The 24,879-nt window shown below is 59.4% G+C and carries 27 protein-coding genes; 13 read left to right on the top strand and 14 right to left on the bottom strand.

The window, feature by feature from the left end; all coding sequences use genetic code 11:
- Positions 1–116: 116 nt before the first annotated feature.
- On the top strand, positions 117–896 hold the full coding sequence (locus tag DU29_RS0120995) for an ABC transporter substrate-binding protein (protein WP_028623455.1): 780 nt from the start codon (positions 117–119) through the stop codon (positions 894–896).
- Between the two features lie 123 nt (positions 897–1,019).
- Positions 1,020–1,736 carry an alpha/beta hydrolase gene (locus DU29_RS0121000; RefSeq protein ID WP_028623456.1) on the top strand — a complete coding sequence of 239 codons (717 nt, stop codon included), beginning with the start codon at positions 1,020–1,022 and terminating at the stop codon, positions 1,734–1,736.
- A gap of 3 nt (positions 1,737–1,739) precedes the next feature.
- Here DU29_RS0121000 and DU29_RS0121005 read toward each other — a convergent pair whose 3' ends face one another.
- The 5 genes from DU29_RS0121005 to DU29_RS0121025 all read right to left on the bottom strand — a co-directional run bounded on the left by DU29_RS0121005 (position 1,740) and on the right by DU29_RS0121025 (position 6,108).
- The gene (locus tag DU29_RS0121005; RefSeq protein WP_028623457.1) at positions 1,740–2,306 is read right to left on the bottom strand and encodes a hypothetical protein; all 567 of its coding nucleotides are present in this window, start codon (positions 2,304–2,306) and stop codon (positions 1,740–1,742) included.
- A gap of 77 nt (positions 2,307–2,383) precedes the next feature.
- Positions 2,384–3,169, bottom strand: a complete 786-nt coding sequence (locus tag DU29_RS0121010) for a hypothetical protein (RefSeq protein ID WP_028623458.1) — start codon at positions 3,167–3,169, stop codon at positions 2,384–2,386.
- 345 nt (positions 3,170–3,514) lie between these two features.
- A complete protein-coding gene (locus DU29_RS0121015; RefSeq protein WP_028623459.1) occupies positions 3,515–4,696 on the bottom strand; it encodes an acetyl-CoA C-acetyltransferase in 1,182 nt (393 codons plus the stop codon).
- An 11-nt stretch (positions 4,697–4,707) separates the two neighbouring features.
- Positions 4,708–5,373: a CoA transferase subunit B gene (locus DU29_RS0121020; RefSeq protein WP_028623460.1), complete on the bottom strand. Its 666-nt coding sequence runs from the start codon at positions 5,371–5,373 to the stop codon at positions 4,708–4,710.
- A gap of 36 nt (positions 5,374–5,409) precedes the next feature.
- A complete protein-coding gene (locus DU29_RS0121025; RefSeq protein ID WP_028623461.1) occupies positions 5,410–6,108 on the bottom strand; it encodes a CoA transferase subunit A in 699 nt (232 codons plus the stop codon).
- 200 nt (positions 6,109–6,308) lie between these two features.
- Here DU29_RS0121025 and DU29_RS0121030 point away from each other — a divergent pair, with 200 nt between their 5' ends.
- Entirely contained in the window at positions 6,309–7,208 is a 900-nt protein-coding gene (locus tag DU29_RS0121030) for a LysR family transcriptional regulator (protein ID WP_028623462.1), read from the top strand.
- 109 nt (positions 7,209–7,317) lie between these two features.
- On the opposite strand, the gene DU29_RS0121035 is transcribed toward DU29_RS0121030, so the two are convergent.
- Entirely contained in the window at positions 7,318–8,160 is an 843-nt protein-coding gene (locus DU29_RS0121035; RefSeq protein WP_028623463.1) for an NAD-dependent protein deacetylase, read from the bottom strand.
- A 298-nt stretch (positions 8,161–8,458) separates the two neighbouring features.
- Here DU29_RS0121035 and DU29_RS0121040 point away from each other — a divergent pair, with 298 nt between their 5' ends.
- Entirely contained in the window at positions 8,459–8,917 is a 459-nt protein-coding gene (locus DU29_RS0121040; RefSeq protein ID WP_028623464.1) for an REP-associated tyrosine transposase, read from the top strand.
- 576 nt (positions 8,918–9,493) lie between these two features.
- Here DU29_RS0121040 and DU29_RS0121045 read toward each other — a convergent pair.
- Positions 9,494–10,540, bottom strand: a complete 1,047-nt coding sequence (locus DU29_RS0121045; RefSeq protein WP_028623465.1) for a class I SAM-dependent methyltransferase — start codon at positions 10,538–10,540, stop codon at positions 9,494–9,496.
- Positions 10,541–10,847: 307 nt separating this feature from the next.
- Here DU29_RS0121045 and DU29_RS0121050 point away from each other — a divergent pair, with 307 nt between their 5' ends.
- Positions 10,848–11,672 carry an HvfB family MNIO-type RiPP peptide maturase gene (locus tag DU29_RS0121050; RefSeq protein WP_442961321.1) on the top strand — a complete coding sequence of 275 codons (825 nt, stop codon included), beginning with the start codon at positions 10,848–10,850 and terminating at the stop codon, positions 11,670–11,672.
- Positions 11,665–12,420: an HvfC family RiPP maturation protein gene (locus DU29_RS0121055; RefSeq protein WP_028623467.1), complete on the top strand. Its 756-nt coding sequence runs from the start codon at positions 11,665–11,667 to the stop codon at positions 12,418–12,420. Before DU29_RS0121050 ends, DU29_RS0121055 begins: the two co-directional genes overlap by 8 nt.
- A gap of 102 nt (positions 12,421–12,522) precedes the next feature.
- Here the strand turns inward: DU29_RS0121055 and DU29_RS0121060 are convergent, their stop codons facing one another.
- The 5 genes from DU29_RS0121060 to DU29_RS0121080 form a co-directional block, all read right to left on the bottom strand.
- Complete coding sequence (locus DU29_RS0121060; protein ID WP_028623468.1) at positions 12,523–13,470, bottom strand: phosphatidate cytidylyltransferase; 948 nt, start codon at positions 13,468–13,470, stop codon at positions 12,523–12,525.
- Positions 13,467–14,066: a lysophospholipid acyltransferase family protein gene (locus DU29_RS0121065; RefSeq protein WP_028623469.1), complete on the bottom strand. Its 600-nt coding sequence runs from the start codon at positions 14,064–14,066 to the stop codon at positions 13,467–13,469. The genes DU29_RS0121060 and DU29_RS0121065 overlap by 4 nt, the downstream gene beginning before the upstream one ends.
- The gene (locus DU29_RS0121070; protein ID WP_028623470.1) at positions 14,053–14,685 is read right to left on the bottom strand and encodes a CDP-alcohol phosphatidyltransferase family protein; all 633 of its coding nucleotides are present in this window, start codon (positions 14,683–14,685) and stop codon (positions 14,053–14,055) included. The genes DU29_RS0121065 and DU29_RS0121070 overlap by 14 nt, the downstream gene beginning before the upstream one ends.
- A gap of 94 nt (positions 14,686–14,779) precedes the next feature.
- Complete coding sequence (locus DU29_RS0121075) at positions 14,780–16,093, bottom strand: ATP-binding protein (protein WP_028623471.1); 1,314 nt, start codon at positions 16,091–16,093, stop codon at positions 14,780–14,782.
- Positions 16,090–16,830 (bottom strand): response regulator, encoded by a 741-nt coding sequence (locus DU29_RS0121080; protein ID WP_028623472.1) that lies wholly within the window; start codon positions 16,828–16,830, stop codon positions 16,090–16,092. Before DU29_RS0121080 ends, DU29_RS0121075 begins: the two co-directional genes overlap by 4 nt.
- A gap of 305 nt (positions 16,831–17,135) precedes the next feature.
- Between DU29_RS0121080 and DU29_RS0121085 the strand changes: the two genes are divergently transcribed.
- The 3 genes from DU29_RS0121085 to DU29_RS0121095 all read left to right on the top strand — a co-directional run bounded on the left by DU29_RS0121085 (position 17,136) and on the right by DU29_RS0121095 (position 19,002).
- Entirely contained in the window at positions 17,136–17,399 is a 264-nt protein-coding gene (locus tag DU29_RS0121085) for a DUF2790 domain-containing protein (RefSeq protein ID WP_028623473.1), read from the top strand.
- Positions 17,400–17,447: 48 nt separating this feature from the next.
- A complete protein-coding gene (locus tag DU29_RS0121090) occupies positions 17,448–17,699 on the top strand; it encodes a hypothetical protein (RefSeq protein WP_028623474.1) in 252 nt (83 codons plus the stop codon).
- Positions 17,700–17,790: 91 nt separating this feature from the next.
- Entirely contained in the window at positions 17,791–19,002 is a 1,212-nt protein-coding gene (locus DU29_RS0121095) for a cytochrome c biogenesis protein DipZ (RefSeq protein ID WP_028623475.1), read from the top strand.
- 18 nt (positions 19,003–19,020) lie between these two features.
- Here the strand turns inward: DU29_RS0121095 and DU29_RS0121100 are convergent, their stop codons facing one another.
- On the bottom strand, positions 19,021–19,482 hold the full coding sequence (locus tag DU29_RS0121100) for a GNAT family N-acetyltransferase (RefSeq protein ID WP_028623476.1): 462 nt from the start codon (positions 19,480–19,482) through the stop codon (positions 19,021–19,023).
- Between the two features lie 299 nt (positions 19,483–19,781).
- Between DU29_RS0121100 and DU29_RS0121110 the strand changes: the two genes are divergently transcribed.
- Positions 19,782–20,597: a class I SAM-dependent methyltransferase gene (locus tag DU29_RS0121110; protein WP_028623477.1), complete on the top strand. Its 816-nt coding sequence runs from the start codon at positions 19,782–19,784 to the stop codon at positions 20,595–20,597.
- Positions 20,598–20,831: 234 nt separating this feature from the next.
- On the opposite strand, the gene pcsA is transcribed toward DU29_RS0121110, so the two are convergent.
- Positions 20,832–21,551 (bottom strand): phosphatidylcholine synthase, encoded by a 720-nt coding sequence (pcsA, locus tag DU29_RS0121115; protein ID WP_028623478.1) that lies wholly within the window; start codon positions 21,549–21,551, stop codon positions 20,832–20,834.
- 241 nt (positions 21,552–21,792) lie between these two features.
- Here pcsA and DU29_RS0121120 point away from each other — a divergent pair, with 241 nt between their 5' ends.
- From DU29_RS0121120 to DU29_RS0121130, 3 genes are all read left to right on the top strand, one after another.
- Positions 21,793–22,551, top strand: a complete 759-nt coding sequence (locus DU29_RS0121120) for a tellurite resistance TerB family protein (protein ID WP_028623479.1) — start codon at positions 21,793–21,795, stop codon at positions 22,549–22,551.
- 152 nt (positions 22,552–22,703) lie between these two features.
- Positions 22,704–24,089, top strand: coding sequence for an iron-containing redox enzyme family protein (locus DU29_RS0121125; RefSeq protein WP_028623480.1), 1,386 nt, complete (start codon positions 22,704–22,706; stop codon positions 24,087–24,089).
- A 9-nt stretch (positions 24,090–24,098) separates the two neighbouring features.
- Positions 24,099–24,879 (top strand): methyltransferase (locus DU29_RS0121130; protein ID WP_028623481.1); only part of this gene is annotated, 781 nt, incomplete at its 3' end.

A 24,879-nucleotide genomic window follows, 5' to 3' on the forward strand; every position in this document is an offset into this window, starting at 1 on the left:
CCTGAACACTGTTCGAACTCCTGGAGCCGCTCTAGACTGCCGGCCACGTCGGCGTTCTCGCCGAATGCTGTCTATCGAATGCTGCCAATAAAAGTCTCCGCCTACAGGAGTTATAAATGAAGAAGCTAATGATGTTCGGTGCCTTGGCACTGTCGGTATTGTCCCTGACCGCTGTGGCCGAGGACGCCAAACCGATTCGCATCGGTATCGAAGCAGGCTACCCGCCGTTCTCGATGAAAACCCCGGACGGCAAACTCACCGGCTTCGATGTGGACATCGGCGACGCTCTGTGCGAACAGATGAACGTCAAGTGCACCTGGGTCGAGCAGGAATTCGACGGCTTGATCCCGGCACTCAAGGTGAAGAAGATCGACGCGATCCTGTCGTCCATGACCATCACTGATGATCGCAAGAAAAACGTCGATTTCACCATCAAGTACTACCACACGCCGGCCCGCTTCGTGATGAAGGCAGGCACCGACGTGAAAGACCCGTTGAAAGAACTGGTAGGCAAGAAAGTCGGTGTACTGCGCGCCAGTACCCACGACCGCTTCGCCACTGAAGTGCTGCAACCGGCCGGCATTTTCCTGGTGCGTTACGGCTCCCAACAAGAAGCCAACCTGGACATGGTTTCGGGTCGCCTCGACGCGACGCTGGCCGACTCGGTCACCCTCGACGACGGTTTCCTGAAAACCGACGCAGGTAAAGGGTTTGCCTTTGTCGGCCCCACCTATGAAGACGCCAAGTATTTTGGCGGCGGTGCCGGTATCGCCGTGCGCAAGGGCGACAAGGAGCTGGCAGACAAATTCAACGCGGCGATCACCGAGATCCGCGCGAATGGCAAATACAAGCAAGTGCAGGACAAGTATTTCGACTTTGACGTTTACGGTCATTAATCGCACCGCTTGAAAAAAATGGCCTCCGCTAAAACGGAGGCCATTTTTTTTGCCTCACAGTTCGGACGCCTACTGCACAGTGTTAGGCTCTGAGGTGAATCCTGCACTTGTGAAGGAAGGCTCATGTTGAAGTTTCTGGCACTGATCACACTCCTGGCGTCCGCCGCCGTCCACGCTCAAACCCCGCTGCACGCTGACCTGCCGCTGAAATATCTGGCGCAAACCCACGCTGAATCCGCTGGGCAGCCGCTGATCATTTTCATCCACGGTTACGGCAGTAACGAAGAAGACCTGTTTGACATCAAGGATGAACTGCCCTCGCAGTACAACTATGTGTCCGTGCGGGCACCCATGGTCATGGAGGAGGGGAGTTACAAGTGGTTTCGCGAGAAAGGCAACGCGGGCTACGACGGGGAGACCGAGGATCTGAAGGCCAGCGCTCAGTTGTTGTTGGAATTCATCGCACAGGCTGCGAAGAAATATCGCACCCAACCCAACAAGGTTTTCCTGGTGGGTTTCAGCCAGGGCGCGATCATGTCCTATGAGGTCGCACTGCGGCACCCCGACGCAGTGGGCGGCATTGCGGCGCTGAGCGGGCGGATTCTGCCGGTGCTCAAAGCCGAACTGAAACCCGATGAACGACGCCAGTCATTGGCGATATTCATCGGCCACGGCACGCTGGATCAACGTCTGCCTTTCAACGACGGTACCGAGGCTGACAGCCTGCTGCAGAGCCTGTCACTCAAGCCTGAATTTCACGCCTATCCTGGCGTTGGTCACAGCATCAGTGGCGTGGAGCTGCAGGATCTGCAGCGCTGGCTGCAACGCTTGAACCCATGAGGCTTATTTGCCGCTGATGATTTTTTTGACCAGTGTGTCGTGACCGGCATTGTCGCTCAGGCGAGAAATGACCTGAACCAGTGCCATGCGCGTGCCGGACGCGGCCATCAGCGTGGTGTCGAGGGTTTTGCCGCCGCCCTGAGTGGCCGAGCTGTCGATCTGGCGAATGCCCAGGCCGGTGCCTTTTTGAGTCAGGCTTTTCTCGCTGATTTTGGTGAAATCGGGCAGTGCCTTGGCCTGCTCCGTGGCGAAGTCGGCCGCTGCGGAGTCGAGAAACGCACCGTCGTTATCCTTGACGTTGACGCCACCGGGGATAGTATTTTCGGCGACGATCACTACGGTTTTGGTGGTCTCGTTGGTGTACATGGTGCCGCTCGCTCCGGTCGGGCTCGCGGGCAGCGGGTTGGCGCTGAAGCCTTTGGGCAGGGTGAATTTGAGTTTGTCGCCCAGCATCGAGACTTTTAGTTCAGTGCCTGTAGGTGTGGCCTTCGCCGCGTAGGCATTCAATGCACCCAGGCTGGCGACCGCCGCCAGCAACAGGACGACAAATTTTTTACTCAACAATGACATTCGGAACTCTCCAGGGATGGCGACGCGGTGGGCTCAATCATCCCATGGAATCGTGAATTGTGAAGCCGCGACCATCTTCACGATTTGTGAATGTCGGGGGCGGCGACAGCAGCCGGTTTGGCCAGCAAGCGCTTGGTGACACCGAGCATCGCCACAGACACTGCAACGCCGAGACCGAACGAGGCCAGGCCCATATCAGGCAGCGTCAGTGCCACCACCAGGCAAAACGCGGCGAACGAATACATGCCCGTGGCCGTAGCGCGTAACAACGCAGCGGTGAACGCCGGGCCTCGGGTTTGCTGGGAAAAGACCGCCATCACGCTGCCGAGCACCGGGAAAACCGCGAGCAGACCGCTCCAGCGTTCGCCGACCGTGCTGGCCAACAAGGTCACCGCGAGGGTCAACAGGGCGCCAGCGAGCATGCGCATGAACAATTTATCCGACTTCGGCGCCGGCCCCGCGACGATAGGCTGCACTTTGGGAAACAGATAGGGTGCAGCGAGCAACGCGGCAGTAGAGGCGCTCACCGATAACGCCAGCGAAGGCGGAATCACCGACAAGCCAACCGCCGCCGCAGCCCAGACCAATAAGGAGGACGCCAGGGCCAGGCGCCAACCGGTGCGCTGTGCAACCTGGGCGTAAGTCACACAGAACGCGATCATCGCGAACATTGCCGACAACGCTGCGGTCGCTGCGTGGGCGGCAAAAACCTCGCCCTGCTCGACGGCGAGAAAAAACAGAATCGGCCCAACCACCACCGGCAGCCCCGCCAACCACCCGGCTACGCTTGGGCCCCAACGTTTACCCGCGAGGGAAATCAGCAACAGGAATCCGGGAATGACCAGCAGTTTGAGCAACAGCACGCGTACACCTCCAATGTGAGAGGGCAACGGTAGCACTGTGGAGGTTGGATTGCTCTATCGATTAGTCAATATTGTATACAAGGTTTTCACCTGAATTCGCTGGAGCCTAATGACGATGCCGCGCGATCAACCTGAAACCTGTAGCAGCTGCCGAAGGCTGTGTCCGGCGGCGTTACCGGCCTAAACCGGCTTATCTGCTGCAACAGAAAAATCGCGTCCAGAGCCTGACGCAGCCTTCGGCAGCTGCTACAGATGCGTGGAAAAGCCCAGTGCGACTGGGTCGCACCGGGGGTGTTGCCGGACGGCGCGGATCTTCGTGGGTCCCCGCGTCGACCGTTGAACGCTTTATGCCCGCTCGATTGCCAGTGCCACGCCCTGGCCACCACCGATGCACAAGGTGGCGAGGCCTTTCTTGGCGTCGCGCTTGATCATTTCGTGCAGCAAGGTCACCAGCACGCGGCAGCCCGATGCGCCGATCGGGTGGCCCAGCGCAATGGCACCGCCGTTGACATTAACCTTGCTCAAGTCCCATTCCAGGTCCTTGGCCACCGCCAGAGACTGCGCGGCGAAGGCTTCGTTGGCTTCGATCAGGTCGAGTTGATCAATCGACCAGCCGGCCTTGTCCAGGCAACGGCGCGTGGCGCTGACCGGACCGATGCCCATGATCGCCGGGTCCACACCTGCGTTAGCGTACGCAGCGATTTTTGCAAGCACCGGCAGACCCAAGGCTTTGGCTTTTTCGGCGCTCATCAGGATGACAGCCGCAGCGCCGTCGTTCAGTGAGGACGCGTTGCCTGCTGTCACCGAACCGTCTTTCTTGAAAGCGGCTTTCAATTTGCCGAGGGATTCGGCGGTGGTGCCGGCCCTTGGTTGCTCATCGGTGGCGAAGGCCAGTGGATCGCCTTTGCGCTGAGGAATCAGAATCGGCGTGATCTCGTCGGCAAAACGCCCGGCCTCAATGGCCGCTGAAGCTTTCTGCTGAGACGCCGCGGCGAAGGCGTCCTGCTGCTCGCGCGTCAGGTTGTACTTCTCGGCCAGGTTTTCGGCAGTGATGCCCATGTGGTAATCGTTGAACGCATCCCACAGACCATCACTGATCATGGTGTCGACGATTTGCGCGTGACCCATGCGCAGACCGGTGCGCGCACCGGGCATGACGTAATTGGACAGGCTCATGTTTTCCTGACCGCCGGCAATGATCACGTCGGCGTCACCGCAACGGATCGCCTGGGTTGCCAGGTGCAGTGCCTTGAGGCCCGAACCGCAGACCTTGTTCAGGGTCATCGACGGCACGGTAAACGGCAGGCCGGCCTTGATCGCTGACTGGCGCGCCGGGTTTTGTCCGGCGCCAGCGGTCAACACCTGGCCCATGATCACTTCATCGACTTCAGCCACGTCCAGGCCGGTTTGCTCGAGCAACTGGCGGATCACCGCAGCGCCCAGATCAACGGCGGATACGTTGGCCAAGGCACCCTGAAAACTGCCGATGGCGGTGCGGGTGGCGGCAACAATGACGACTTCTTGCATGGAATGATTCCTCACTGGGCAGCGAACTGCATTTCCGGAACATGATCGGGCACGATCAGTTTACCCGCAGTTTTGGCGACGATTTCCTCGACGCTGACACCCGGTGCACGTTCCTTGAGAATGAACGCGCCGTTATCGATTTCCAGGTAGGCAAGGTCGGTGAGCACGCGTTTGATGCACCCGGCGCCGGTCAGCGGCAGGCTGCATTGGGACAACAGCTTGGACTCACCATCCTTGGACGCGTGAGTCATGATGACGATGATGTTATCGGCGCCAGCCACCAGATCCATGGCGCCGCCCATGCCCTTGACCATTTTTCCGGGAATCATCCACGAAGCGATGTTGCCTTGCACGTCGACTTCAAAAGCGCCGAGCACGGTCAGGTCGACGTGGCCGCCGCGGATCATCGCGAAGGACTCGGCGGAAGAAAAGATCGACGCGCCGACCCGCGCGGTCACGGTCTGCTTGCCGGCGTTGATCATGTCGGCATCGATGGTTTCTTCGGTAGGAAAAGGACCCATGCCGAGCAGGCCGTTTTCCGACTGCAGCATCACCTCCATGCCTTCCGGGATGTAGTTGGCGACCAGGGTCGGAATGCCGATGCCGAGGTTCACGTAAAAGCCATCCTGCATTTCGCGGGCGACGCGTTGAGCCATTTGTTCGCGGGAGAGTGCCATTGTTGTTATTCCTTCATTCGGTCCGGGGGCAGGGAATCACTTACGCACGGTGCGCTGTTCGATGCGCTTCTCGAACGTGCCGCAAATGACCCGATCGACGTAGATGCCGGGGGTGTGGATCTGCGACGGGTCCAGCTCGCCGGGTTCGACGATTTCTTCGACTTCGACCACGGTGATCGTGCCGGCAGTGGCGGCCAGCGGATTGAAATTCTGCGCCGTGTGGCGATAGATGACGTTGCCGAAATGGTCGGCTTTCCAGCCTTTGACGATGGCAAAGTCGCCGGTGATGGATTCTTCCATCAGGTACTGGCGACCGTGAAACTCGCGCACTTCCTTGCCTTCGGCAACCGGGGTGCCGACGCCGGTGGCAGTGAAGAACGCTGGAATGCCAGCGCCGCCCGCTCGCATTTTTTCCGCGAGGGTGCCTTGAGGGGTGAGGTCGACTTCGATCGCGCCGCTGAGCAATTGCTCCTCGAACATTTTGTTCTCGCCGACGTAAGAGGCGACCACTTTGCGAATCTGCCGATCTTCCAGCAGCACGCCCAGGCCAAAACCGTCGACGCCACAGTTGTTGGAAACCACGGTGAGTTCACGGGTGCCTTTTCGCTTGATTTCGGCGATGAGATTTTCCGGGATGCCGCACAGGCCGAACCCACCGGCGATTACGGTCATGCCGTCTTCGAGTCCTGCCAGAGCTTCCTCGTAGGAACTCACGCGCTTGTCAAAACCTGCCATATGCACCTCTTTTATTCTTTGTGGGCGGCTGGCTAGCCGTATGGGTTGAGTGTCTCGCTGGACGATTGATTTGTTAAGTTGATTTTTGCGTTCGATTGATAGATAAAACTCACGAATATGATTCTTTGCAATAGCGCAGTGGTGATGATGTTTATAGCGGTCTCATCGCGCGCAAGCTTTGCACCTACAGGCAATCAGACATGACAGTGAAGCAGATCAGGGCGTTTCTGGCCGTAGCGCAGAGTTTGAGCTTTGCGGTGGCCTGCGAGCGGTTGCACTTGTCGCAATCGGCGCTGAGTTTGACTATCAAGGCCTTGGAAGACGGGCTGGGCGGGCGGCTGTTTACCCGCAACACGCGCAATGTAGCGTTGACGCCCGAAGGCGAGGCGCTGGTGCCGCTGGCGCGTCGTCTGATCGCGGATTGGGACAATGCCGAAGACGAATTGCGTCAGCGATTCACCCTTGAGCGGGGGCGCGTCACCCTGGCAGCGATGCCGTCGTTCGCCGGTAATTTACTGCCGCCAATCCTGAAGACCTTCCGCGCCCGCTATCCCAAAGTCAATGTCACGGTGAACGACGTGATCAACGAGCAAGTGCTGGAAATGGTCCGCGACCGGCAGGTGGAGCTGGGTGTGGCGTTCGAGCCATTGCAGAGCTCGTCGCTGCACTTCACACCGTTGTATGTGGACCGCTTCGTGGCGGTGGTGCCGCAAGATTCGCCGCTCGCGCAACGCAGTGACATCGATTGGCAGACGTTGCTCAAAGAACCCTTTATTACCTTGCAACGCCCGTCGACCGTGCGGGTGATGCTGGAAGAACACCTTCAGGCGCGCGGGATGAAATTACCGGTGGAGTTTGAGAGTCATCAATTGGCGACCGTGGGCAGGATGGTTGCCAGCGGGTTGGGCGTGAGCGCAGTGCCGGCGTTGTGTGCCGGGCAGATGCGCGAGTTGGGCGCGCGCTGTTTGACGTTGAATGATCCGGTGGTGGAGAGGGCAATTGGCGTGCTGACCAAGCCTGGCGTGGAGCTGTCGGCGGCGGCTCAGGCGTTGTTCGATATTTTCAAGCAGGAGAACCTGGGCGAGCGCCTCTCACGCTGATCGTTCCCATGCTCCTCCGCGTGGGAATCCTCAACGGGCGCTCGGCGTTCGGGTCTTGATGTGACGCGGAGCGCCACTGAATGCATTCCCACGCCGAGCGTGGGAAGGATCAGCGTGTGAGGCGCTCTGCCAGCAACGGCAACAACTGCTCGCAAGACGCTTCAATTTTCATATCGAGCAAGTCATCCGCCCGGGTCTTGCCCAGATTGATCGCAATCAACGGTTTGCCCTGATCCGCCATCACCCGGCACAAGCGAAACGCCGAATACGCCATCAGCGAAGAGCCTACCACCAGCAAACCTGCGGCTTCATCAACCGCCGCCATTGCTTTGGCCGCCGTGACCTGGGTGACGTTTTCGCCGAAAAAAACCACGTCCGGCTTCATTCGCTCGCCCTTGCAATGCGGACAATGCGGCACCTGAAACCTTGCCTCGAACGCCGCATCCAGCAGGGTATCGCCATCCGGCGCCTGTACCGCATCAACCCCGGCCAGGTACGGATTCTGCGCCTCCATCATGTGTTGAATCGAATCGCGACCGGCACGCTGGCCACAGTCCAGACACAGCACCCGATGCAGGCTGCCGTGCAGTTCAATCACGTCATGACTGCCGGCCTGATCGTGCAGAGTATCGACGTTCTGAGTGATCAGGCCGCCGATCAACTGCGAGCGTTGCAGACTGGCCAGCGACTCGTGCGCTACGTTGGGCCGGGCCTGGCGCACGCGCGGCCAACCGAGCATCGCCCGCGCCCAGTAGCGCCGACGTGATTCCGGGGCCGCGAGAAATTCCTGATACATCATCGGCTGCCGACCCCGCCGCACGCCCTGGTTGTCACGGTAATCGGGAATTCCCGAAGGGGTGCTGATGCCCGCGCCGGTCAGGACCACAAAGGGTTGATCGGCCATGAGTCGCTGAAGTTGCTCAAGTTGTTCGCGGATAGGGCTGTCGAGCATGTTCCGCACTCCGGGTTCAGGTGACACCAATCTACCTGACAACCCGCAAAACCTGTAGGAGCCGGCTTGCTGGCGATAGCGTTAGCGACTGCGATGGTGAATGTGAGACCGCCATCGCTGGCAAGCCAGCTCCTACAGATCGCGGGTGGTTGCCGATTTTCGATTAGGCACAAATCCGTAGGAGCCGGCTTGCTGGCGATGGTGTCCGTACTGTCACATCCGGAACATAACTGTGACTACGCTCCTCGAACCCGCGCGCTAGCCTTGTGTTTCAGTTTGAACACAGGAGGGCAATGGAATGCCTGATCTTCCCCACGCTAAGCGCTTGCGCGCCGGGCGCTATTCGCAAACCGGGCAAATTTATCTGCTGACCGCGGTGACCCGCAATCGAGAACCGCTATTCACCAATTGGCTGACTGGGCGGCTCTTGGTACGGCAATTCCAGCAGGCTCAGGCCGATGACTTAGTGGATTCCTTGGCCTGGGTAATCATGCCTGATCATTTTCATTGGTTGGTCGAGCTGAAAAACAGCACCCTGCCGGCAGTGATGCTGGCTACCAAATCCCGCAGTGCACGATCAATCAATGCTCACTTGGGACGTACAGGAAGTGTTTGGCAAAAAGGCTTCCACGACCGTGCCATTCGCTATGAAGAAGATTTACTGGCAACAGCGCGTTACGTCATCGCGAACCCTATACGTGCCGGTCTTGTAAGCCGAGTACAAGACTACCCGCTGTGGGACGCCAAATGGCTGTAGGGGTGGTTGCCGATTTTCGATAAGGCCCCAATCCGTAGGAGCCGGCTTGCTGGCGATCGCGTTAGCGATTGCGATTGCGATTGCGATGGTGAATATGAGGCCGCCATCGCTGGCAAGCCAGCTCCTACAGATCACGGTTGGTTGCCGATTTTCGATAAGGCCCAAATCCGTAGGAGCCGGCTTGCTGGCGATCGCGTTAGCGATTGCGATGGTGAATGTGAGGCCGCCATCGCTGGCAATCCAGCTCCTACAGATGGCAGGTGGTTGCCGATTTTCGATAAGGCCCAAATCCGTAGGAGCCGGCTTGCTGGCGATCGCGTTAGCGATTGCGATTGCGATTGTGAATGTGAGGCCGCCATCGCTGGCAAGCCAGCTCCTACAGATTGCAGGTGGTCGCCGATTTTCGATAAGGCCCAAATCCGTAGGAGCCGGCTTGCTGGCGATCGCGTTAGCGATTGCGATGGTGAATATGAGGCCGCCATCGCTGGCAAGCCAGCTCCTACAGATCACGGTTGGTTGCCGATTTTCGATAAGGCCCAAATCCGTAGGAGCCGGCTTGCTGGCGATCGCGGGGCTCTACTTTCGCGCCTCCAGAATCAGATTGAATGGCGTTTCGGTCGCCCGTCGGAATGTTTTGAACCCCGCCTCGGTGAACACCTTGCGCAGGCGCGCTTCACCGGCCTGGGCTCCGAGTCCCAATCCTACTTCCTGAGACAACGAGTTCGGCGTGCAGATAAACGTCGAGGCGGCGTAGAACAGCCGGCCCACCGGGGTGACGTTGTCGTCCAGTGAATCGTTGGCGAACGGCTCCACCAGCAGCACCGTGCCATCTGGCTTCAGCGTTTCATAGGCATGTTTCGCCGCGCCCACCGGGTCACCCATGTCATGCAGACAGTCGAAGTAGCAGACCAGGTCGTAGTCGTTGCCGGGATAGTCTTTTGCCGTGCCTTGAAAGAACTGCGCCCGCTCCCTCACGCCACCGGCTTCGGCGCGCTGGCTGGCAACCGTGATCGAAGGCGCGTGGTAGTCGAAGCCGAGGAAGCGCGAATTGGCGAAGGCCTGGGCCATGATCACGGTCGATGCGCCATGCCCGCAGCCGATGTCCGCGACCTTCGCGCCGGCTTCCAGTTTGGCGACCACGCCTTCCAGGGCCGGCAACCATTCGGCGACCAGGAACGCTTTGTAGCCGGGACGAAAGAAGCGTTCCGTGCCATTGAACATGCACGGGTGATGATCGCCCCAGGGCAAGGCGCCGTTGCCGCGCATGGCTTTGATCAGCTTGTCCTTGTCATGAAAAAATGAAGCAACCACGCTTACGCCACCGGCGATGTACACCGGCGAGTCTTCGATCGCCAAGGCCAGCGCCTGTTCTTCCGGAAGACGAAACTGGCCGTCGCGGTGTTCCATGTAGCCGGAAGCGGCGTGGGCGCTGAGCCATTCGCGCACCAGGCGGGCGTTGCAGCCGGTTTTATCGGCGAGTGCTTGCGGGGTCATTGGCTGGCTGTCGGCCATGGCCCGGTACAAGCCAAGCTCATCGCCGAGAATGACGTTGGCGAGCATCGCGGCGCCGCCCATGTCGTTCACCAGTTTGCCCATGAAATCATTAAGTCTGGCCTCGTCCATCACCTGTGCTCCTGTTGCAGGATCACGGTCCAGAGGCGTTTTGGTCGAGGCTTGCACCTCTGGGCTGTGGTCGTGGGAGTGAGCAGGAAACGCTCGGCGCATCCCGCGTGGATTAATTTTAGCTCGCGGGCCGTGCTGTGTCGGTCGAGGCGACGAAAGTGCAGCGAGTATCACACTGTGTACAGACCCCTCGGCGATACACTTCCAGCGTATTTGCGCAGGGCCGGAACACAGCGCCGATACACCGCTTTGCTCAACTGGACTTCCGTTCAGACAATTTGAGATCGACACCATGCAGACCCCCGTCATGCCAACGAAATCAACCGTCGGGCTCGGCCTGCGCCGCGGTTTGATCAAAGACCTGCAAGCCGCACGGGCAGGCGATTTTGACTTTCTCGAAGTCGCGCCGGAGAACTGGATCGGCATCGGCGGTGCCCATGGTCACGCATTACGGACCTTGGCCGAACGCTATCCTTTGTCCTGTCACGGATTGTCTTTGTCGCTTGGCGGGTCGGCGCCGCTCGACGTCAAATTCCTCGGTGAAGTGCGTGGCTTTCTCGATCGCTACAACGTGCCGCTGTACAGCGAACACTTGAGTTACTGCAGCGATGACGGTCACCTCTACGACCTGTTGCCATTGCCGTTTACCGATGAAGCAGTCCATCACGTCGCCGCGCGAATCCGCCAGTCCCAGGACATTCTCGGCCGGCGCCTGGCGGTGGAAAACGTGTCGTATTACGCCGCGCCGCAGCAAGACATGGACGAACTCACATTCACCAACGCGGTACTGCGCGAAGCCGACTGCGACCTGTTGCTGGACGTCAATAATGTGTACGTCAATTCGATCAATCACGGCTTGGATCCTCAGGCCTTTCTTGCGGGCATCGACCCGGGCCGGGTGGTGGCGATGCATGTCGCCGGCCATTTTGATGAGTCCGACACGTTGAAAATCGACACCCACGGCGCATCGGTTAAACCGGTGGTCTGGGCTTTACTGGCCGAGGCGTATGGCCGTTTCGGCGCGCAACCCACCTTGCTGGAACGGGATTTCAATTTCCCGGCGTTTTCCGAATTGGTGCTTGAGCTGCGCACCATCCGCCGTTTGCAAGATCAGGAGGTGAACCGTGGCTAAGCGCACGCTGCAGGAACAACAGACCACGCTGGGTCTCTATCTGCGCGATCCCGAGCACAACGCGCCACCGGCCGAAATGCCATTGGCACGGGTCGAGGTCTATCGCGATCTGGTATTGCGGAATCTTTCGACGCTGCTCAGCGGCACCTTTCCCGTCCTGATCAAAATTATTGGCGATGACCAATGGCGTTCACTGATGCGAATCTTCCTGCGGGATCATCGCGCCCGAACGCCAAAATTCGGTGAGATTGCGCACGAGTTTGTCGAGTTTCTCGCTGCTGAACCGGATGCGTTGAAGGAAGGTACCTGGCCGCGGTTCATGGTCGAACTGGCACATTACGAATGGGTCGAGATGGTCCTGCAACAGTCCGACGCTGAGCCCTTGCCGTCTGGGTCTGCAGAGCGTCTGCTGCAGCAATCCTTGCTGATTTCACCGCTGGCATGGCCGTTGGCCTACGCCTGGCCGGTGCACTTGGTTGGTCCAGACTTCCAGCCGCAAACAGCGCCTGCTCAGCCGACCTTGTTATTGGTTCGACGAGCGGCGGACTGGCGTGTGAAGTTTTCCGAATTGAGCCCGCTGGCATGGCGTTTATTGCAGCGGATAGCGGAATTGCCTGAGCTGAACGGCGGCGAACAACTGGATGGTCTGGCGCAGGAGGCGGGTGCCACCGGTTCGCCGGATTTCATCGAAAACGGCGCGCAGTTGTTGCGGCAGATGCACACGGAAGGGGTACTCAGCGTCGCTTGATCGCCATGCCTATGGGCGAGGGCTTGCGAGCGAAAAAGGCCATTTATTCAGCCACAAAGGATGACTGAATGTCCGTTATCGCCAGCAAGCCGGCTCCGGCGCTTACACGGCCGAAAAGAAATACCGCGTCAGGTGGAAGAAAATCGGCGCCGCAAAGCAGATCGAATCCATTCGATCGAGCATGCCACCGTGACCCTTGATCATGGTGCCCCAGTCCTTCGCGCTCAGGCTGCGCTTGATCGCCGACATCACCAGGCCACCGAGGAAGCCCATCACCACGATGACAAAAGACATCAATAGCGATTGCCAGAAACTGAAAGGCGTCATCCAGAACATGCAGCCGCCGATCAACGTCGCCGACAAGCCGCCACCTACCAGGCCTTCGACAGTTTTTGACGGACTCACCAGCGGCGCAACCTTGTGTTTGCCGAAAAGCTTGCCGAATACGTACTGCAACACGTCACTCAACTGCACGACGAAGACCAGGTAAAACAGCAACAATGCGTTTTGCCCGTTGAAGCCTTGCAGGTCCAGCAGCAACAAGGCTGGCGCGTGGCTGATGCAATAGATGCAAATCATCACCCCCCACTGGATTTTCGCCGTGCGTTCCAGAAACCCTTCGGTGTCCTGGCTGAGCACCGCAATCGCCGGCAGCAGCAGGAATGCATAGACCGGAATCAGCAGGGTGAACATCGAATACCAGTGCGTGCCGATCAAGACATATTGCAGCGGGATCAGGATGAAAAACGCGGAAAACAGGGCGTTATGGTCACCGCGTGTGGTCGGCGTGAGGGTGATGAATTCCCTCAGCGCGAACAACGAGATGAAAGCAAACAGCACCACCGTCGCATTGCCGCCCAACTGATACGACACGAAGAAAATGATCACCATCCCCCACCAGGCGTTCACGCGCTGGTTGAGGTTTTCGATGGTGGCGGTCGATGCCTCGGATTTCGCACGTCCCGCCAATACCCGGCCGGTGATCGAGGCAACCGCCAACAGGCAGGCAATGGCAAAAAAGAACCACATGAACTTTGCTTCAAGACTCATTTCGACAGCCTCACAATGGCGTCACGCGCCCGCTCCAGAAACTGCTGTTTGTCTTCCCCGGCAATCCTTTCTATCGGGTTGCCGATACGGATGGTGCAGATGATCGGCAGAGGCACGTGCTTGCCCTTGGGCATGGAGCGATGCAGGTTTTCCAGATAGATCGGCACCAGGTCGACATCGGGGAACGTTTCGCTCAAGCGGTAGATCCCTGACTTGAACTCCCCCGGCAATGCCTGGCTGGAACGCGTGCCTTCCGGAAAAATGATGATCGAGTGACCGGCGCGGACCACATCGAAAATAGGCTCCAGCACGTTGGTGCCGGGGGCTGGATTGCGCTCGATCAGAACGGCGTTCAATCCTTTCTGCGAGATGTAAGACAGGAAGCGATTCTTTCCCCAATAATCGGCGGCTGCCACCGGCTTCACATCTTTCCTGGCCTCGGGGGGCAGGGCGGCGATGATCGCGAGCGTGTCCATGTGGCTGGTGTGGTTGGCGAAATAAATGCGCTGGCGCGACAGGTCCGGCGGGCTTTCCCAACGTGCCGTGACGCCAATGACGAAACGCAGCACAGAGATCAACGCATTACTGATCCACATGGACGGCTCCTTTAAGCTGCCGGGAAATCGCGAGTGTGCGCGTCACGCACGTTGCGGCTGAGCCGATGGCGATCACCGCCAGCGCGACAAGTAGCGCGTAATGGCTCCCGTAGATCGACACTTCGATCGCATTAAGCACCAGCGCCGCTGTCATGAGGGCCATCCGGTGTTGCTTGGCCATCGGTCCGATGAAGCTCTGGCTCAGCCCGATCGAACCGCCAAACACCCGAACATACGCTGTCAATGCTGCCCCCAGCGCCGCAAACCAGCCGAGGTCGGGCTGGCCGATGGCGTAGCCAAGCCCGACAATCAACACGCTGTCGGCGATGCGGTCCGGGAATTCGTTGTAGAGGCTGCCGATGGCGGATTTCTTGCCGCCTTCAATGGCGACCATCCCGTCGAAGAGGTTGCACAGCAGGCGAAGTTGTATGCCCAGAGCACACAGGATTGATCCGGCGATCCCGGTGTCGATGTTCAGCGCCACGGCGCCCGCCGCGGCGAATACGATGCTGAACACGGAAATCTGATTGGGGGAGATGTCCTTTTTCACCAGATACCCGGTAAAGCCTTTCGCCCAACCCGCAGAACGCGTTTTGATGGGTCTTCTGTTGTCATCCATTCAGCCAATGTCCCTATAAGTGAAAATTGCAGCCGGCCGTGACGCGCCCGCAGCGTCCGACAATATAAAGGCTTTCCCCCGTCCTTGCGGCTGTTTAGTGCGGCGCGTTCTGCGCTGGCAATGTCAACTCTGCGCACAATCCACCGCCTTCGCGATTGCTCAATGCCAGCGATCCACCGATCGCCAGCGCCAGTTGCTGCGCAATGGCCAACCCAAGGCCAGTGCCGCCGGTGCTGCGGTTGCGCGAGTTTTCGACGCGGTAAAACGGCTCCATGACGTGCGCCAGTTGCGCTTCGGCGATCCCCGGGCCACGGTCCAGGACTTTCACCGACAGACTGCCATCGTGTTTCGATGCCACCTGCAACTCGGCTGCACCGGCGAATTTCAGCGCATTGTCGGTCAGGTTCACCAGAACTCGCCGCAGGGCATGCGGACGGGTGTCGATCACCGCGCCGCTCTTGCCATCGAGCTTCACATCCTTGCCCACGTCCTGATAGTCGAACACCAGGCTGTCGAGAAACGAATCCAGATCGGTGCGCCGGCTTTCCTCGGTCGAACCATGGATGCTGCGGGCATACGCCACGCCTTCGCGCACCAGATGTTCCATCTCGCCGAGGTCGTTGCACAGTTTGTCTTTTTCGCTGGAATCATCCATGAACTCGGCACGCAGTTTCATCCGCGTGATCGGCGTTTGCAGGTCGTGGGAAATCGCCGCGAGCAGCTGCATGCGCTCCTTCAGGTACGCGGCAATACGTGCCTGCATGGCATTGAACGCCCTGGCGGCATGCGCGACTTCGGTGGGGCCTTTTTCGTCCAGCAGTACGGCATGGGCGTTGGGATCCAGGCTTTCAACCGCTTGAGACAGGCGGGTAAGCGGGCGAATGGCGATCCGCACCGCGAGCCAGGTGCAGAGAATCATCAACGCCAATTGGCCCAGCAAAACCATCGGCAACCACGGCGACAACGGCACCATCGCCGGTCGCACGTCGATCGTCAGCGGGCTGCCGTCCGACAGCTTGAGGTGCACTTGAAAGTGCTTCTGCGATCCGGGAATGTCGGTGACAGTCATCGGGTAATCCATGCCGATGGCGTCCTTGATCGAGGTCATCGCGATGGGCGTGTCGCTCATGTGTGTGCCGGGCGATCCTTCATTCAGGAGATAGCGGTAATTGCGCCGATCCAGCTGCTGCAGCCAGCCTGCGCGTTCTTCGGCGGGCAAGCGGTCGAGGATGGCCACGGACGTCGACACGTCGGTTTCCAGGTTGCCCAGCATGGTGGTCTTCGAGCTTTCGTAACGCTCGTAGTATTGCGCGCCGAAAGACAGCGCCTGAGCCAGAAGCAGGCCGATCAGGAAAATCAGCGATAGCCGGGAGGCGAGGGTGCGAGGCCAGCGCATGGAGATTTTCATGCTCGCGCTCCAAGTACTTCCACCGGCAGGGAGAACACGTAGCCTTCGCTGCGCACGGTCTTGATGTAGGCCGGTTCGCGGGCATCGTCGAGCAGGCGTTGGCGCAGGCGGCTGACCAGCAGATCGATGGAGCGGTCGAACAGGTCGGCGTCGCGGCCCTGGGTCAGGTTGAGCAACTGGTCGCGATTGAGCACGCGCTGCGGATGATCGAGAAACACCCGCAGCAGTCGATATTCCGCACCGCTGAGGGCGACCATGGTGCCGTCGTCATCGAGCAGATGGCGGGCGGAGGTGTCCAGACGCCACCGTCCGAACGCCAGCAGCCGGCCGCTTTCGGTCACCACCAGGTTGGGCGGCAGCATGCGCGTGCGGCGCAGCACGGCGTTAATGCGTGCGAGTAATTCACGGGCGGCGAACGGCTTGACCAGGTAATCGTCGGCGCCCATTTCCAGGCCAATGATGCGATCGGTTTCATCGTTGCGGGCGGTCAGCATCAGCACCGGCGTGGCCTTGTGCTTACCCGCGCGGATTTCACGGCAGAGCATCAGGCCGTCGTCGCCGGGCATCATGATGTCCAGCACGATCAGGTCCACCGGCGTGGATTCCAGAAACGAGCGCATCTGGCGTCCATCGGCGACGACGGTGGTACGCAGTCCGTTCTTCTTCAGGTAATTGCCTACCAGCTCCCGAATCTCGCGGTCATCGTCGACGATGAGAATGTGGTCAACGTGTTCCATGGGCCAAGCCTCTGTAAATGGGGATTGCTGCTCAGTCTATAGAGCCTTCATCCGTTCGCCCGCTGCGGTTTGTATTGCAGTGTATCTGCTCTGACGAGGGATACATGCAGAGGCAAAAACGGCAAATTTCAGGGGTTTTGTATGGCTGTGTATCAGAACGGGGTTCTGATACGAACCGATTTATCCGCGCCTGTTTTTGACACAGACGAGATACCTCGCGGGCTTCTAATGAGCTCCATCGAGGCAAACCAAACCGCCTCGGCTCAATTGAACGACCTACCCATTGAAGCCTTGAGGACACCACCATGAACACTAAAGCCATCTACGCCACTTGCCTGTTTGCCGCACTGAATATCTGCACCTTCTCGGCCCGCGCCGAAGCCGACGTGACGCCGACTACCTACACCTACGGGACGCATCTGGACATCAAGCAAGTCGTGTCGCTGACAGAGGATGCCGCACCTTCCTGTGGGGTGGTGAATGCGCAGATGACCTACCTGGATTCCAGCGGCAAAACCCAGGTGCTGGACTATCGCAAATTTGCCGACAGCTGCAACGAAGGTAACTGAGCCGCCAGTTGGACCCTTGCCAATCCCTTTTGAAACAGGAAGAACATCATGAAAAACCTCACACGCTTTTTGACCGCCAGTGTTTTCGCCTTGGCCGGCGCGGCCGCCCATGCCAATGTGGCTGTTGAACAAAGTCACTGTGGCAGCCACACGTGTTTTCAGTTGGCGCCGGTAGCGAAGGGCGGCAACGGGCTGATCGCCGAAGACGGCGCGAGCCGTACAACCCAGGGCCAACGGGTCGCCGAGAACGGCGCCGACCGTACGCCGCAGGGACAGTGGCTGGAGAGCCAGACGGTTTGAAGGCCGGGCTTGAATGAGGGAGCGAGCAGGTCGAACCGCCGCTCCCACACAATCGCGTAAACCACCACTTCATTCGCATCCGGTGAATCCCATGTTACTGATCGCATTCCTGGGCGGCTTGTTGACCGTCCTCAGCCCGTGCATCCTGCCGGTCGTGCCGTTCCTGTTCGCCGGCGTCGACCGCACGCGTTCATCCATCCTGCTGACCCTCGGCGGCATGGCCCTGACGTTCGCGTTGATCTCCAGCCTGGCCGTGGTCAGCAGCGAATGGGTGGTGCAGGCCAGCAGCACCGGTCGTCACGTGGCGCTGATCGTGATGGTGTTGTTTGCCCTGTCGCTGATTTTCGCGCGGGTCGGTGAGTGGCTGGCGCGTCCGTTCGTGCTGCTGGGCAATCGCATCGACCCCGACAGTCGAAAAATGTCCGGTCCGCTCAGCTCGATTCTGGTCGGCGTCGCCACCGGTTTGCTGTGGGCGCCGTGCGCCGGGCCGATCCTCGGCGTGATCCTCACCAGCGCCATGCTGCAAGGTGCCAACCCGCAAACCAGCCTGTTGCTGGTGGCTTACGGACTCGGCAGCGCATTGGCCCTCGGCACGCTGATCTTCGCCGGTCGCGGCCTGGTCAATCGCCTGAAAGCCTCGATTCCTGTGACCGGCTGGTTGCGCCGAGGTACCGGCGTGGCCGTGTTGGCTGCGGCTGCGGTAATCAGCACTGGCGCGGACAAAAATCTGCTCGCAAGCACTTCATCCGAGGGCATCAGCAGCCTCGAAACTCAGGTGCTCGAAACCGTGCCAAAGGTGGTCGATTACCTGGTCAGCAAGGTCAAGGCTGACACGTCGATGGATAACGCCCACGGCGCGATGCCATCGCTGGACGGTGCCGTGCAATGGCTCAACTCGCCGGCACTCACCCCTGAATCGCTCAAGGGAAAAGTAGTGCTGGTGGATTTCTGGACCTATGACTGCATCAATTGCCAGCGCGCCTTGCCGTACGTGAAGGACTGGGCGAAAAAATACGAGAAGGACGGCCTGGTGGTCATCGGTGTTCACACCCCTGAATACGGGTATGAACGCATCATCGACAACGTCAGGGATCAGGTGAAAAAACTTGGCATCACCTACCCGGTGGCCATCGACAACAACTACGCGATCTGGCGCAACTTCGATAATCAGTATTGGCCGGCGCACTACTTGATCGACGCCAAGGGACAGGTTCGGTTTACTCACTTCGGCGAAGGGCGCTATCAGGCGCAGGAGAAAATGATTCAACAGTTGCTGGAGGAGGCCAAGGCGCCTGCTGCATAAATGCTGAAAGACAATGGCTCAGAGGTGACGGACCATGAGCCATTGTGCTTTCCCCCAGGCTTCAAAAACCTCAAGCACCGTCCACCCGCGTTGGGCGTAATAGTCGCGTTTGTCCTGCGTGTGCAGATAAATGCGCTCTACCTTCCTAATGCTCGCCTGCGCGCAAATGCCCTCGATCAAACGCTCGGCCAGCCCTTGGCCACGCGCGTCCGGCGCTACGAACACGCAAGCCAGCCATGGTCCGAGATCAGGTCGCCGGGCCAGATCCGACTTGGCCAATGCCGCACCTCCCAACAGTCGATCCCCGTCCAGCGCGATCAGGCATGTCCATTGCTCGTTGGCCTGGCCACCAGCAAACTCCCGTTGCCAGTCGATAAGTGATTGCTCGGCATATTCGTAACGAAACTGCTGGTGAATCCATGCGGCGAAGGTGTCGCTGTGTTGCATCTGATCAGCCAGCCACATCAAGCGAATTGTCATTTTTGAATCCTTTCTGGAAGTTTTCCTGCACCTCGATGCGCCGGTTGTTAAGCCGCTGAAACAGATCAGCGCCGCCTATCGGCGAATGCACGGTTTCGTCATGCGGCCGGACCACCGGTCGTGCCAATGATGCGCTCCAGAGCGATAGTCAGCGAGCAGGGGTGATGTTGTCGACCCTGTCATCCATAACAGGAATAAGGGTGGGTTTACCTGCGAACAGTGTTTCTCGCGTCACGACAATCATTGATCCCACCACGGCAGAATAAGCCGGGGGCGTGCATTCTTACGGAGCAGATCTTATGAGTACCCCCATTGATCTCACCGCCTTGAAAAACCGGCAGATGGCCGCCTGGGCCAGTGGCGATTACGCCGTGATCGGCACCACCCTGCAAATTGTCGGCGAGCAGTTGGCCGAAGCCTGCGACTTGCTTTGCGACGAAGAGGTGCTGGACGTCGCGGCGGGGAACGGCAACGTGACACTCGCAGCGGCGCGGCGGGGGTGCGTCGTCACCTCTACAGATTATGTCGCCGCGCTGCTCGAGCGAGGCCAGGATAGGGCGCGGGCGGAAAACCTTGATGTCACCTTTCAAGTGGCCGATGCCGAGGCGTTGCCGTTTGAGGACACCAGTTTTGACGCGGTGCTGTCGACGTTCGGGGTGATGTTTACCCCGGATCAGGAAAAGGCAGCGGCAGAGCTGGGGCGGGTTTGTCGGCCGGGTGGCCGGATCGGCATGGCCAACTGGACGCCGGAAGGTTTCGTCGGGCAGATGTTCAAGACGCTGGGTCAGCACCTGCCACCTCCGGCGGGGGCGCAACCACCGTCGAACTGGGGGCGGGAGGACTGGTTGCGTTCGCAGTTCGACGAAAGCGACTTTCTGGCCCAGGTGACGCGTCGGCATTTCAACTTTCGCTACCGTTCCGCCGCGCATTTCATCGACACCTTCCGCAACTGGTACGGCCCTGTCCACAAAGCTTTCGCCACACTGCCGCCGGAAGGCGCCACGCTACTGGAAGGCGATTTGACCGAATTGTTGAACAGCCTGAACCGGGCAGGGGAGAACTCGCTGGTAGTCCCGAGCGAATATCTTGAGGTGGTTATCAACCGACGTCTCTGATGACACCCCGAGACCTGGCAGGAACAAGCTTGCTCGCGATGAGGGCGGGACATTTAGCATCCATGTCGCCTGAACCACCGCTATCGCGAGCAAGCTTGCTCCTACGGCAGTTTTGCGGCGTTCAAATTATTGGTGATCGCCCATTATTCCGTAGGAGCAAGCTTGCTCGCGAAGAGTTCAGCACATCCAACATCAATGTCGCCTGACTCACCGATATCGCGAGCAAGCCTGCTCCTACGACCGCGAACCATCAAACCATTCCATCGCGGTACGCCAGATGCAGATGCCCAAAAAGTAGGCCGACATCAGCAACCACAGCCCCATTACCATCGGGTTGATCACCGGATGATTGATCACCAGCGACATGCTGCAGAGCAACCAGATCGCAGTCACGGCGATGTTGATCGGCATGAACTTGCGTACGCGGAACGGGTGCAGGAATTTCATCCGGGTCACGGTGAGCAGCGCCAGGCCGATGACGGTGAGGAGGGTAATCCACGGCGACGGGCCAATAATGTACAGGCACAGCGCGACCACGTTCCAGGCAGCGGGGAAGCCCTGGAAGTAGTTGTCTTTGCTTTTCATGTTGACGTTGCAGAAGCAGAACAGCGACGACACCAGAATCAGCGACACCGTCAGCAGCAGGGTGTAGTCCGGCAAAGGTATATAGCGGTAAATGAACAGCGCCGGAATAAACACGTAAGTCAGGTAATCGATAACCAGATCGAGAATTGAACCGTCGAAGCTCGGCAGCACCGATTGCACATTAACCTTGCGCGCCAGTGCGCCGTCGAGCCCGTCGACAATCAGGGCGACGCCCAGCCAGAGCAGGCAATTGATCGGCTGGTTTTCCAGCAGCGCAAGGGTGGCGAGGAACGCGGTGACCACGCCAGTGGCGGTAAAACCATGGGCGCCCCATGCTTTGAGCCTGGCGATGTGTAGGGTGGATATCACGGGGGTGTTCTCCAAAAAGTAAAGCAAGCCGGTCATCACCCTCGATGATTGAGGGCGGCGGCAAACCGGTCGGGTTGCAGGTATCGACCGAAAATTCGCGAATAAGGTTCATCACTCATGAATCTTAGCTGGGTCGCGGCAAAAAACTGCGGATAAATGTGCCTTAGTGTCGGCCAAACGGTGGTGGCGCAATCGCCTGTGAAGACTATTGTTGCCTGACACTATCGAAGAGGGCCTCGTCATGAACACCAGTGATCTGCTCGAACAACTCTTGCGCGGCGGCCAGGGCACCTCGGCGCAACGCGGCGCCGGCAATGCAGCGGCCCCGGGCGGGCTCGGTGGCTTGGGCGGTTTGGGTGGCTTGCTCGGCAGTCTGCTGGGTGGCGGTGCCCGTTCAGGCGCCGGCGCGGGTGGCTTGGGAGGCCTGGGCGGCATGCTCGGTGGTGTGCTGGGCGGCATGCTCGGTGGTGTGCTGGGCGGCGGCTCGGCAACGGGCCGTAGCCGCTCAGGCGGCGGGGCCAACTACGCGGCACTGGCCTCACTGGGCATGATGGCCTTCAAAGCCTATCAAGCCTGGCAACGCAACCAGGCAACAGCACCGCAGGAGACGCCGCGCACCGTGGACCTGTTGTCCGGCCCGGAGGTCGAGGAGCACAGCCACGCCATCCTGCGTGCATTGATTGCAGCGGCCAAAGCCGACGGCCATATTGATAAAGCCGAGGAGCAGATGATCAGCGCCGAGATCCGTCGGCATACGGACGACCCGCAATTGCAGCAATGGCTGGACGCCGAGGTGGCCCGGCCGCTGGACGTTGCCGATGTGGCTCGCGCCGCGACGGACCCGGCGATGGCCGCCGAAATGTTCCTGGCCAGCGTCATGTTGGTAGGTGATCAGCAGGATACCGAGCGCAATTATCTGGACGAACTCGCCGCTGCTCTGAAGATCGATCCGCAGTTGCAGGTGCAATTGGAAAACCAGGCCAAAGGTGAACTCGCCTGAGTGATTGCACCCCAATCCCGGCATCGCTCTGAAAGCCGTCTGTCAGGGCATTTTCAACCCGAATGGAATTTTTCTTGGGAAGCATCGCTCTGCTATGTAGAGACGAACTGATCCAGCGTCCTGCCACTGGCCTCAGACCAAGAGATATTTCCATGACTGCCCTGACCCGACTTGAATCCCGGCCCGCCCACGAACACCCAATTCCTGGCGCCGGCACGACCAAGCAAATATATGCACAGCTGCTGCAGAGCGACCACGCCGAGCACCGCTGCGCGTTGGCCCACAGCTTTCTGGAATCACAGATACTCGAAGCAGCGCAGCTGCCCGAGGAAATGCCCCGGGACCTGTCGGCCTTGCAGTCTTTCGTCGAACAGCAGAGCGCTGACGTCGCCCGCCAATACGCCGACTACCTGCGACAACGCAAGGCGGGCGGGCCGCGGCAGTTCTTCAGCAACAAATCCCACGCGTTGTTTTTCCTGCAAGCCGTCGGCCCGACCAAACTGGTGGATGGCGCATGGCTGTATGGACTGTTGCAACACTGGCGCGACCCGCGTTTCGAAGGCCTGATTTGCACGTATCTGGAAGAGCTGGGCGATGGCAACCCCGCGCAGAACCATGTGGTGATCTATCGCAAATTGCTGGCCGAACACGGCTTGCAAGACCACGGCGTGATTGCCGACGAACACTACCTGCAGGGCGCCATTCAACTGGCTCTGGGTGAATGCACGGACAGCTTCCTGCCGGAAGTCATCGGCTACAACCTCGGCTACGAGCAACTGCCGTTGCACCTGCTGATCAGTTCTTACGAACTCAGTGAGCTGGGCATCGACCCGTATTACTTCACGCTCCATGTGACCATCGACAATGCCAGCACCGGCCACGCGCACAAAGCTGTGCAGTCGGTCCTTGAATTGCTGCCAATCGAAGGCGACCGCGAAGATTTCATGCGCAGGGTTGCGCTGGGTTATCGGCTTAATGACCTGGGGCAGGGCAGTCGCGCGATCATCGAGTCATTCGACCTGTACGGCGAAGTACTGAACATGCTTGAGCGCAAACGCCCGTTCGGTCAGCACATGCATTCCGACTATTGCCGCTTCGAAGGCAAGACCGTCAACGAGTGGTTGTCTTCGCCAGAGCAACTGCCCGCTTTTCTTACGGCCATGGAAAACAAGGGCTGGATCAAGCGGCATCAGGACCCGCAGGAAAGCCGCTTCTGGCAGTTGATCGATGGAGACGGCGCGGCCATGTTCGGCGTGTTCAGCCCTTACGAAAAACAACTCCTGCAAGACTGGATTGCCGGTGACTGGAAACCCGAGCGTTCGCCTTCTGTGCCGCGTCGGGGAACATGCGCCGCTGTAGAACCTGCGCTGCCTGCCAACGATCCAGACATTCAAAGCCTGCAGTCGGCACTCGAAGGCGTGTCCGCCCATGACCAGATGCAGGCGTTGATTCCCTGGCTGACGGCGCGCCGCCACTCCCATCCTGCCGGGCTGATGGCCACGCGACGATTTATCGAACTCAAATCCAGTCTGCGCTAGGAGCACTGCATGAATCAGGAAGAACAACTCGGCGGCGCCGATCTCGCATTATTGCAATTGGGCCGCCGTTTGCAGGCTGATGGTTACCGTTTTATCACTCCAACCCCGCTCACTCATCAGCGCCTAAACGACCGAGCTTTCGGGCAGCCCGCGCGCAACCTGCGCGAGGTGTTCGGTTGGTCGCGCCCATTTGAACCGGGGTTGTTGTCGGTGGATGAACAGCGTCAGCTCGAGCAAGCGGAGATTCTTCAAGAGAGCAACGGACGACTGAAAAGCCTCGTGCGCTGGTCGAGTCTGGACGACCTGCTGTTCGTCCATTCCGGGTTCCCCACAGAAGCAGCCGATGCGGTGTTTTTCGGTCCGGACTCCTACCGGTTCGCGCAGTTGATCCACGCTCATTTGCAGCACAGTTTCGCGCCCGTGCGGCGCGCCGTCGACATCGGTTGTGGCGCCGGCGTCGGCGCGATCGTGATTGCCCGCGCCCGTCGCGAAGCCGAGGTGTTGGCGGTTGACATCAACCCGGCGGCTCTACGCATGACGGCCGTCAATGCTGCGTTGGCGGAGCTGGCCAACCTCACTATCGAGACCAGCGATGTGCTTCAGGACGTTGACGGTCAATTCGATTTGATCGTTGCCAACCCGCCGTACATGGCCGATCCCGCCGAGCGTGCCTATCGTCATGGCGGTGGCGAGTTTGGCGAACAACTGTCTTTGCGCATCGTCGAGCAAGCCATGAATCGACTGGCTCCGGGCGGTTCTCTGGTGCTGTACACCGGGGTGGCGATGATCG

The sequence above is a fragment of the Pseudomonas sp. Ant30-3 genome (assembly GCF_000690905.1).
GTDB lineage: Bacteria > Pseudomonadota > Gammaproteobacteria > Pseudomonadales > Pseudomonadaceae > Aquipseudomonas.

Coding starts and splice junctions, on each gene's coding strand:
- DU29_RS0121110 (WP_028623477.1), top strand. CDS start 19,782: ATGAGTACCCCCATTGATCTCACCGCCTTGAAAAACCGGCAGATGGCC.
- DU29_RS0121020 (WP_028623460.1), bottom strand. CDS start 5,373: ATGGCACTCTCCCGCGAACAAATGGCTCAACGCGTCGCCCGCGAAATG.
- DU29_RS0121100 (WP_028623476.1), bottom strand. CDS start 19,482: ATGACAATTCGCTTGATGTGGCTGGCTGATCAGATGCAACACAGCGAC.
- DU29_RS0121090 (WP_028623474.1), top strand. CDS start 17,448: ATGAAAAACCTCACACGCTTTTTGACCGCCAGTGTTTTCGCCTTGGCC.
- DU29_RS0121125 (WP_028623480.1), top strand. CDS start 22,704: ATGACTGCCCTGACCCGACTTGAATCCCGGCCCGCCCACGAACACCCA.
- DU29_RS0120995 (WP_028623455.1), top strand. CDS start 117: ATGAAGAAGCTAATGATGTTCGGTGCCTTGGCACTGTCGGTATTGTCC.
- DU29_RS0121095 (WP_028623475.1), top strand. CDS start 17,791: ATGTTACTGATCGCATTCCTGGGCGGCTTGTTGACCGTCCTCAGCCCG.
- DU29_RS0121080 (WP_028623472.1), bottom strand. CDS start 16,830: ATGGAACACGTTGACCACATTCTCATCGTCGACGATGACCGCGAGATT.
- DU29_RS0121005 (WP_028623457.1), bottom strand. CDS start 2,306: ATGTCATTGTTGAGTAAAAAATTTGTCGTCCTGTTGCTGGCGGCGGTC.
- DU29_RS0121050 (WP_442961321.1), top strand. CDS start 10,848: ATGCCAACGAAATCAACCGTCGGGCTCGGCCTGCGCCGCGGTTTGATC.
- DU29_RS0121040 (WP_028623464.1), top strand. CDS start 8,459: ATGCCTGATCTTCCCCACGCTAAGCGCTTGCGCGCCGGGCGCTATTCG.
- DU29_RS0121075 (WP_028623471.1), bottom strand. CDS start 16,093: ATGAAAATCTCCATGCGCTGGCCTCGCACCCTCGCCTCCCGGCTATCG.
- DU29_RS0121060 (WP_028623468.1), bottom strand. CDS start 13,470: ATGAGTCTTGAAGCAAAGTTCATGTGGTTCTTTTTTGCCATTGCCTGC.
- DU29_RS0121085 (WP_028623473.1), top strand. CDS start 17,136: ATGAACACTAAAGCCATCTACGCCACTTGCCTGTTTGCCGCACTGAAT.
- DU29_RS0121065 (WP_028623469.1), bottom strand. CDS start 14,066: ATGTGGATCAGTAATGCGTTGATCTCTGTGCTGCGTTTCGTCATTGGC.
- DU29_RS0121015 (WP_028623459.1), bottom strand. CDS start 4,696: ATGCAAGAAGTCGTCATTGTTGCCGCCACCCGCACCGCCATCGGCAGT.
- DU29_RS0121030 (WP_028623462.1), top strand. CDS start 6,309: ATGACAGTGAAGCAGATCAGGGCGTTTCTGGCCGTAGCGCAGAGTTTG.
- DU29_RS0121025 (WP_028623461.1), bottom strand. CDS start 6,108: ATGGCAGGTTTTGACAAGCGCGTGAGTTCCTACGAGGAAGCTCTGGCA.
- DU29_RS0121000 (WP_028623456.1), top strand. CDS start 1,020: ATGTTGAAGTTTCTGGCACTGATCACACTCCTGGCGTCCGCCGCCGTC.
- DU29_RS0121045 (WP_028623465.1), bottom strand. CDS start 10,540: ATGGACGAGGCCAGACTTAATGATTTCATGGGCAAACTGGTGAACGAC.
- DU29_RS0121035 (WP_028623463.1), bottom strand. CDS start 8,160: ATGCTCGACAGCCCTATCCGCGAACAACTTGAGCAACTTCAGCGACTC.
- DU29_RS0121120 (WP_028623479.1), top strand. CDS start 21,793: ATGAACACCAGTGATCTGCTCGAACAACTCTTGCGCGGCGGCCAGGGC.
- DU29_RS0121070 (WP_028623470.1), bottom strand. CDS start 14,685: ATGGATGACAACAGAAGACCCATCAAAACGCGTTCTGCGGGTTGGGCG.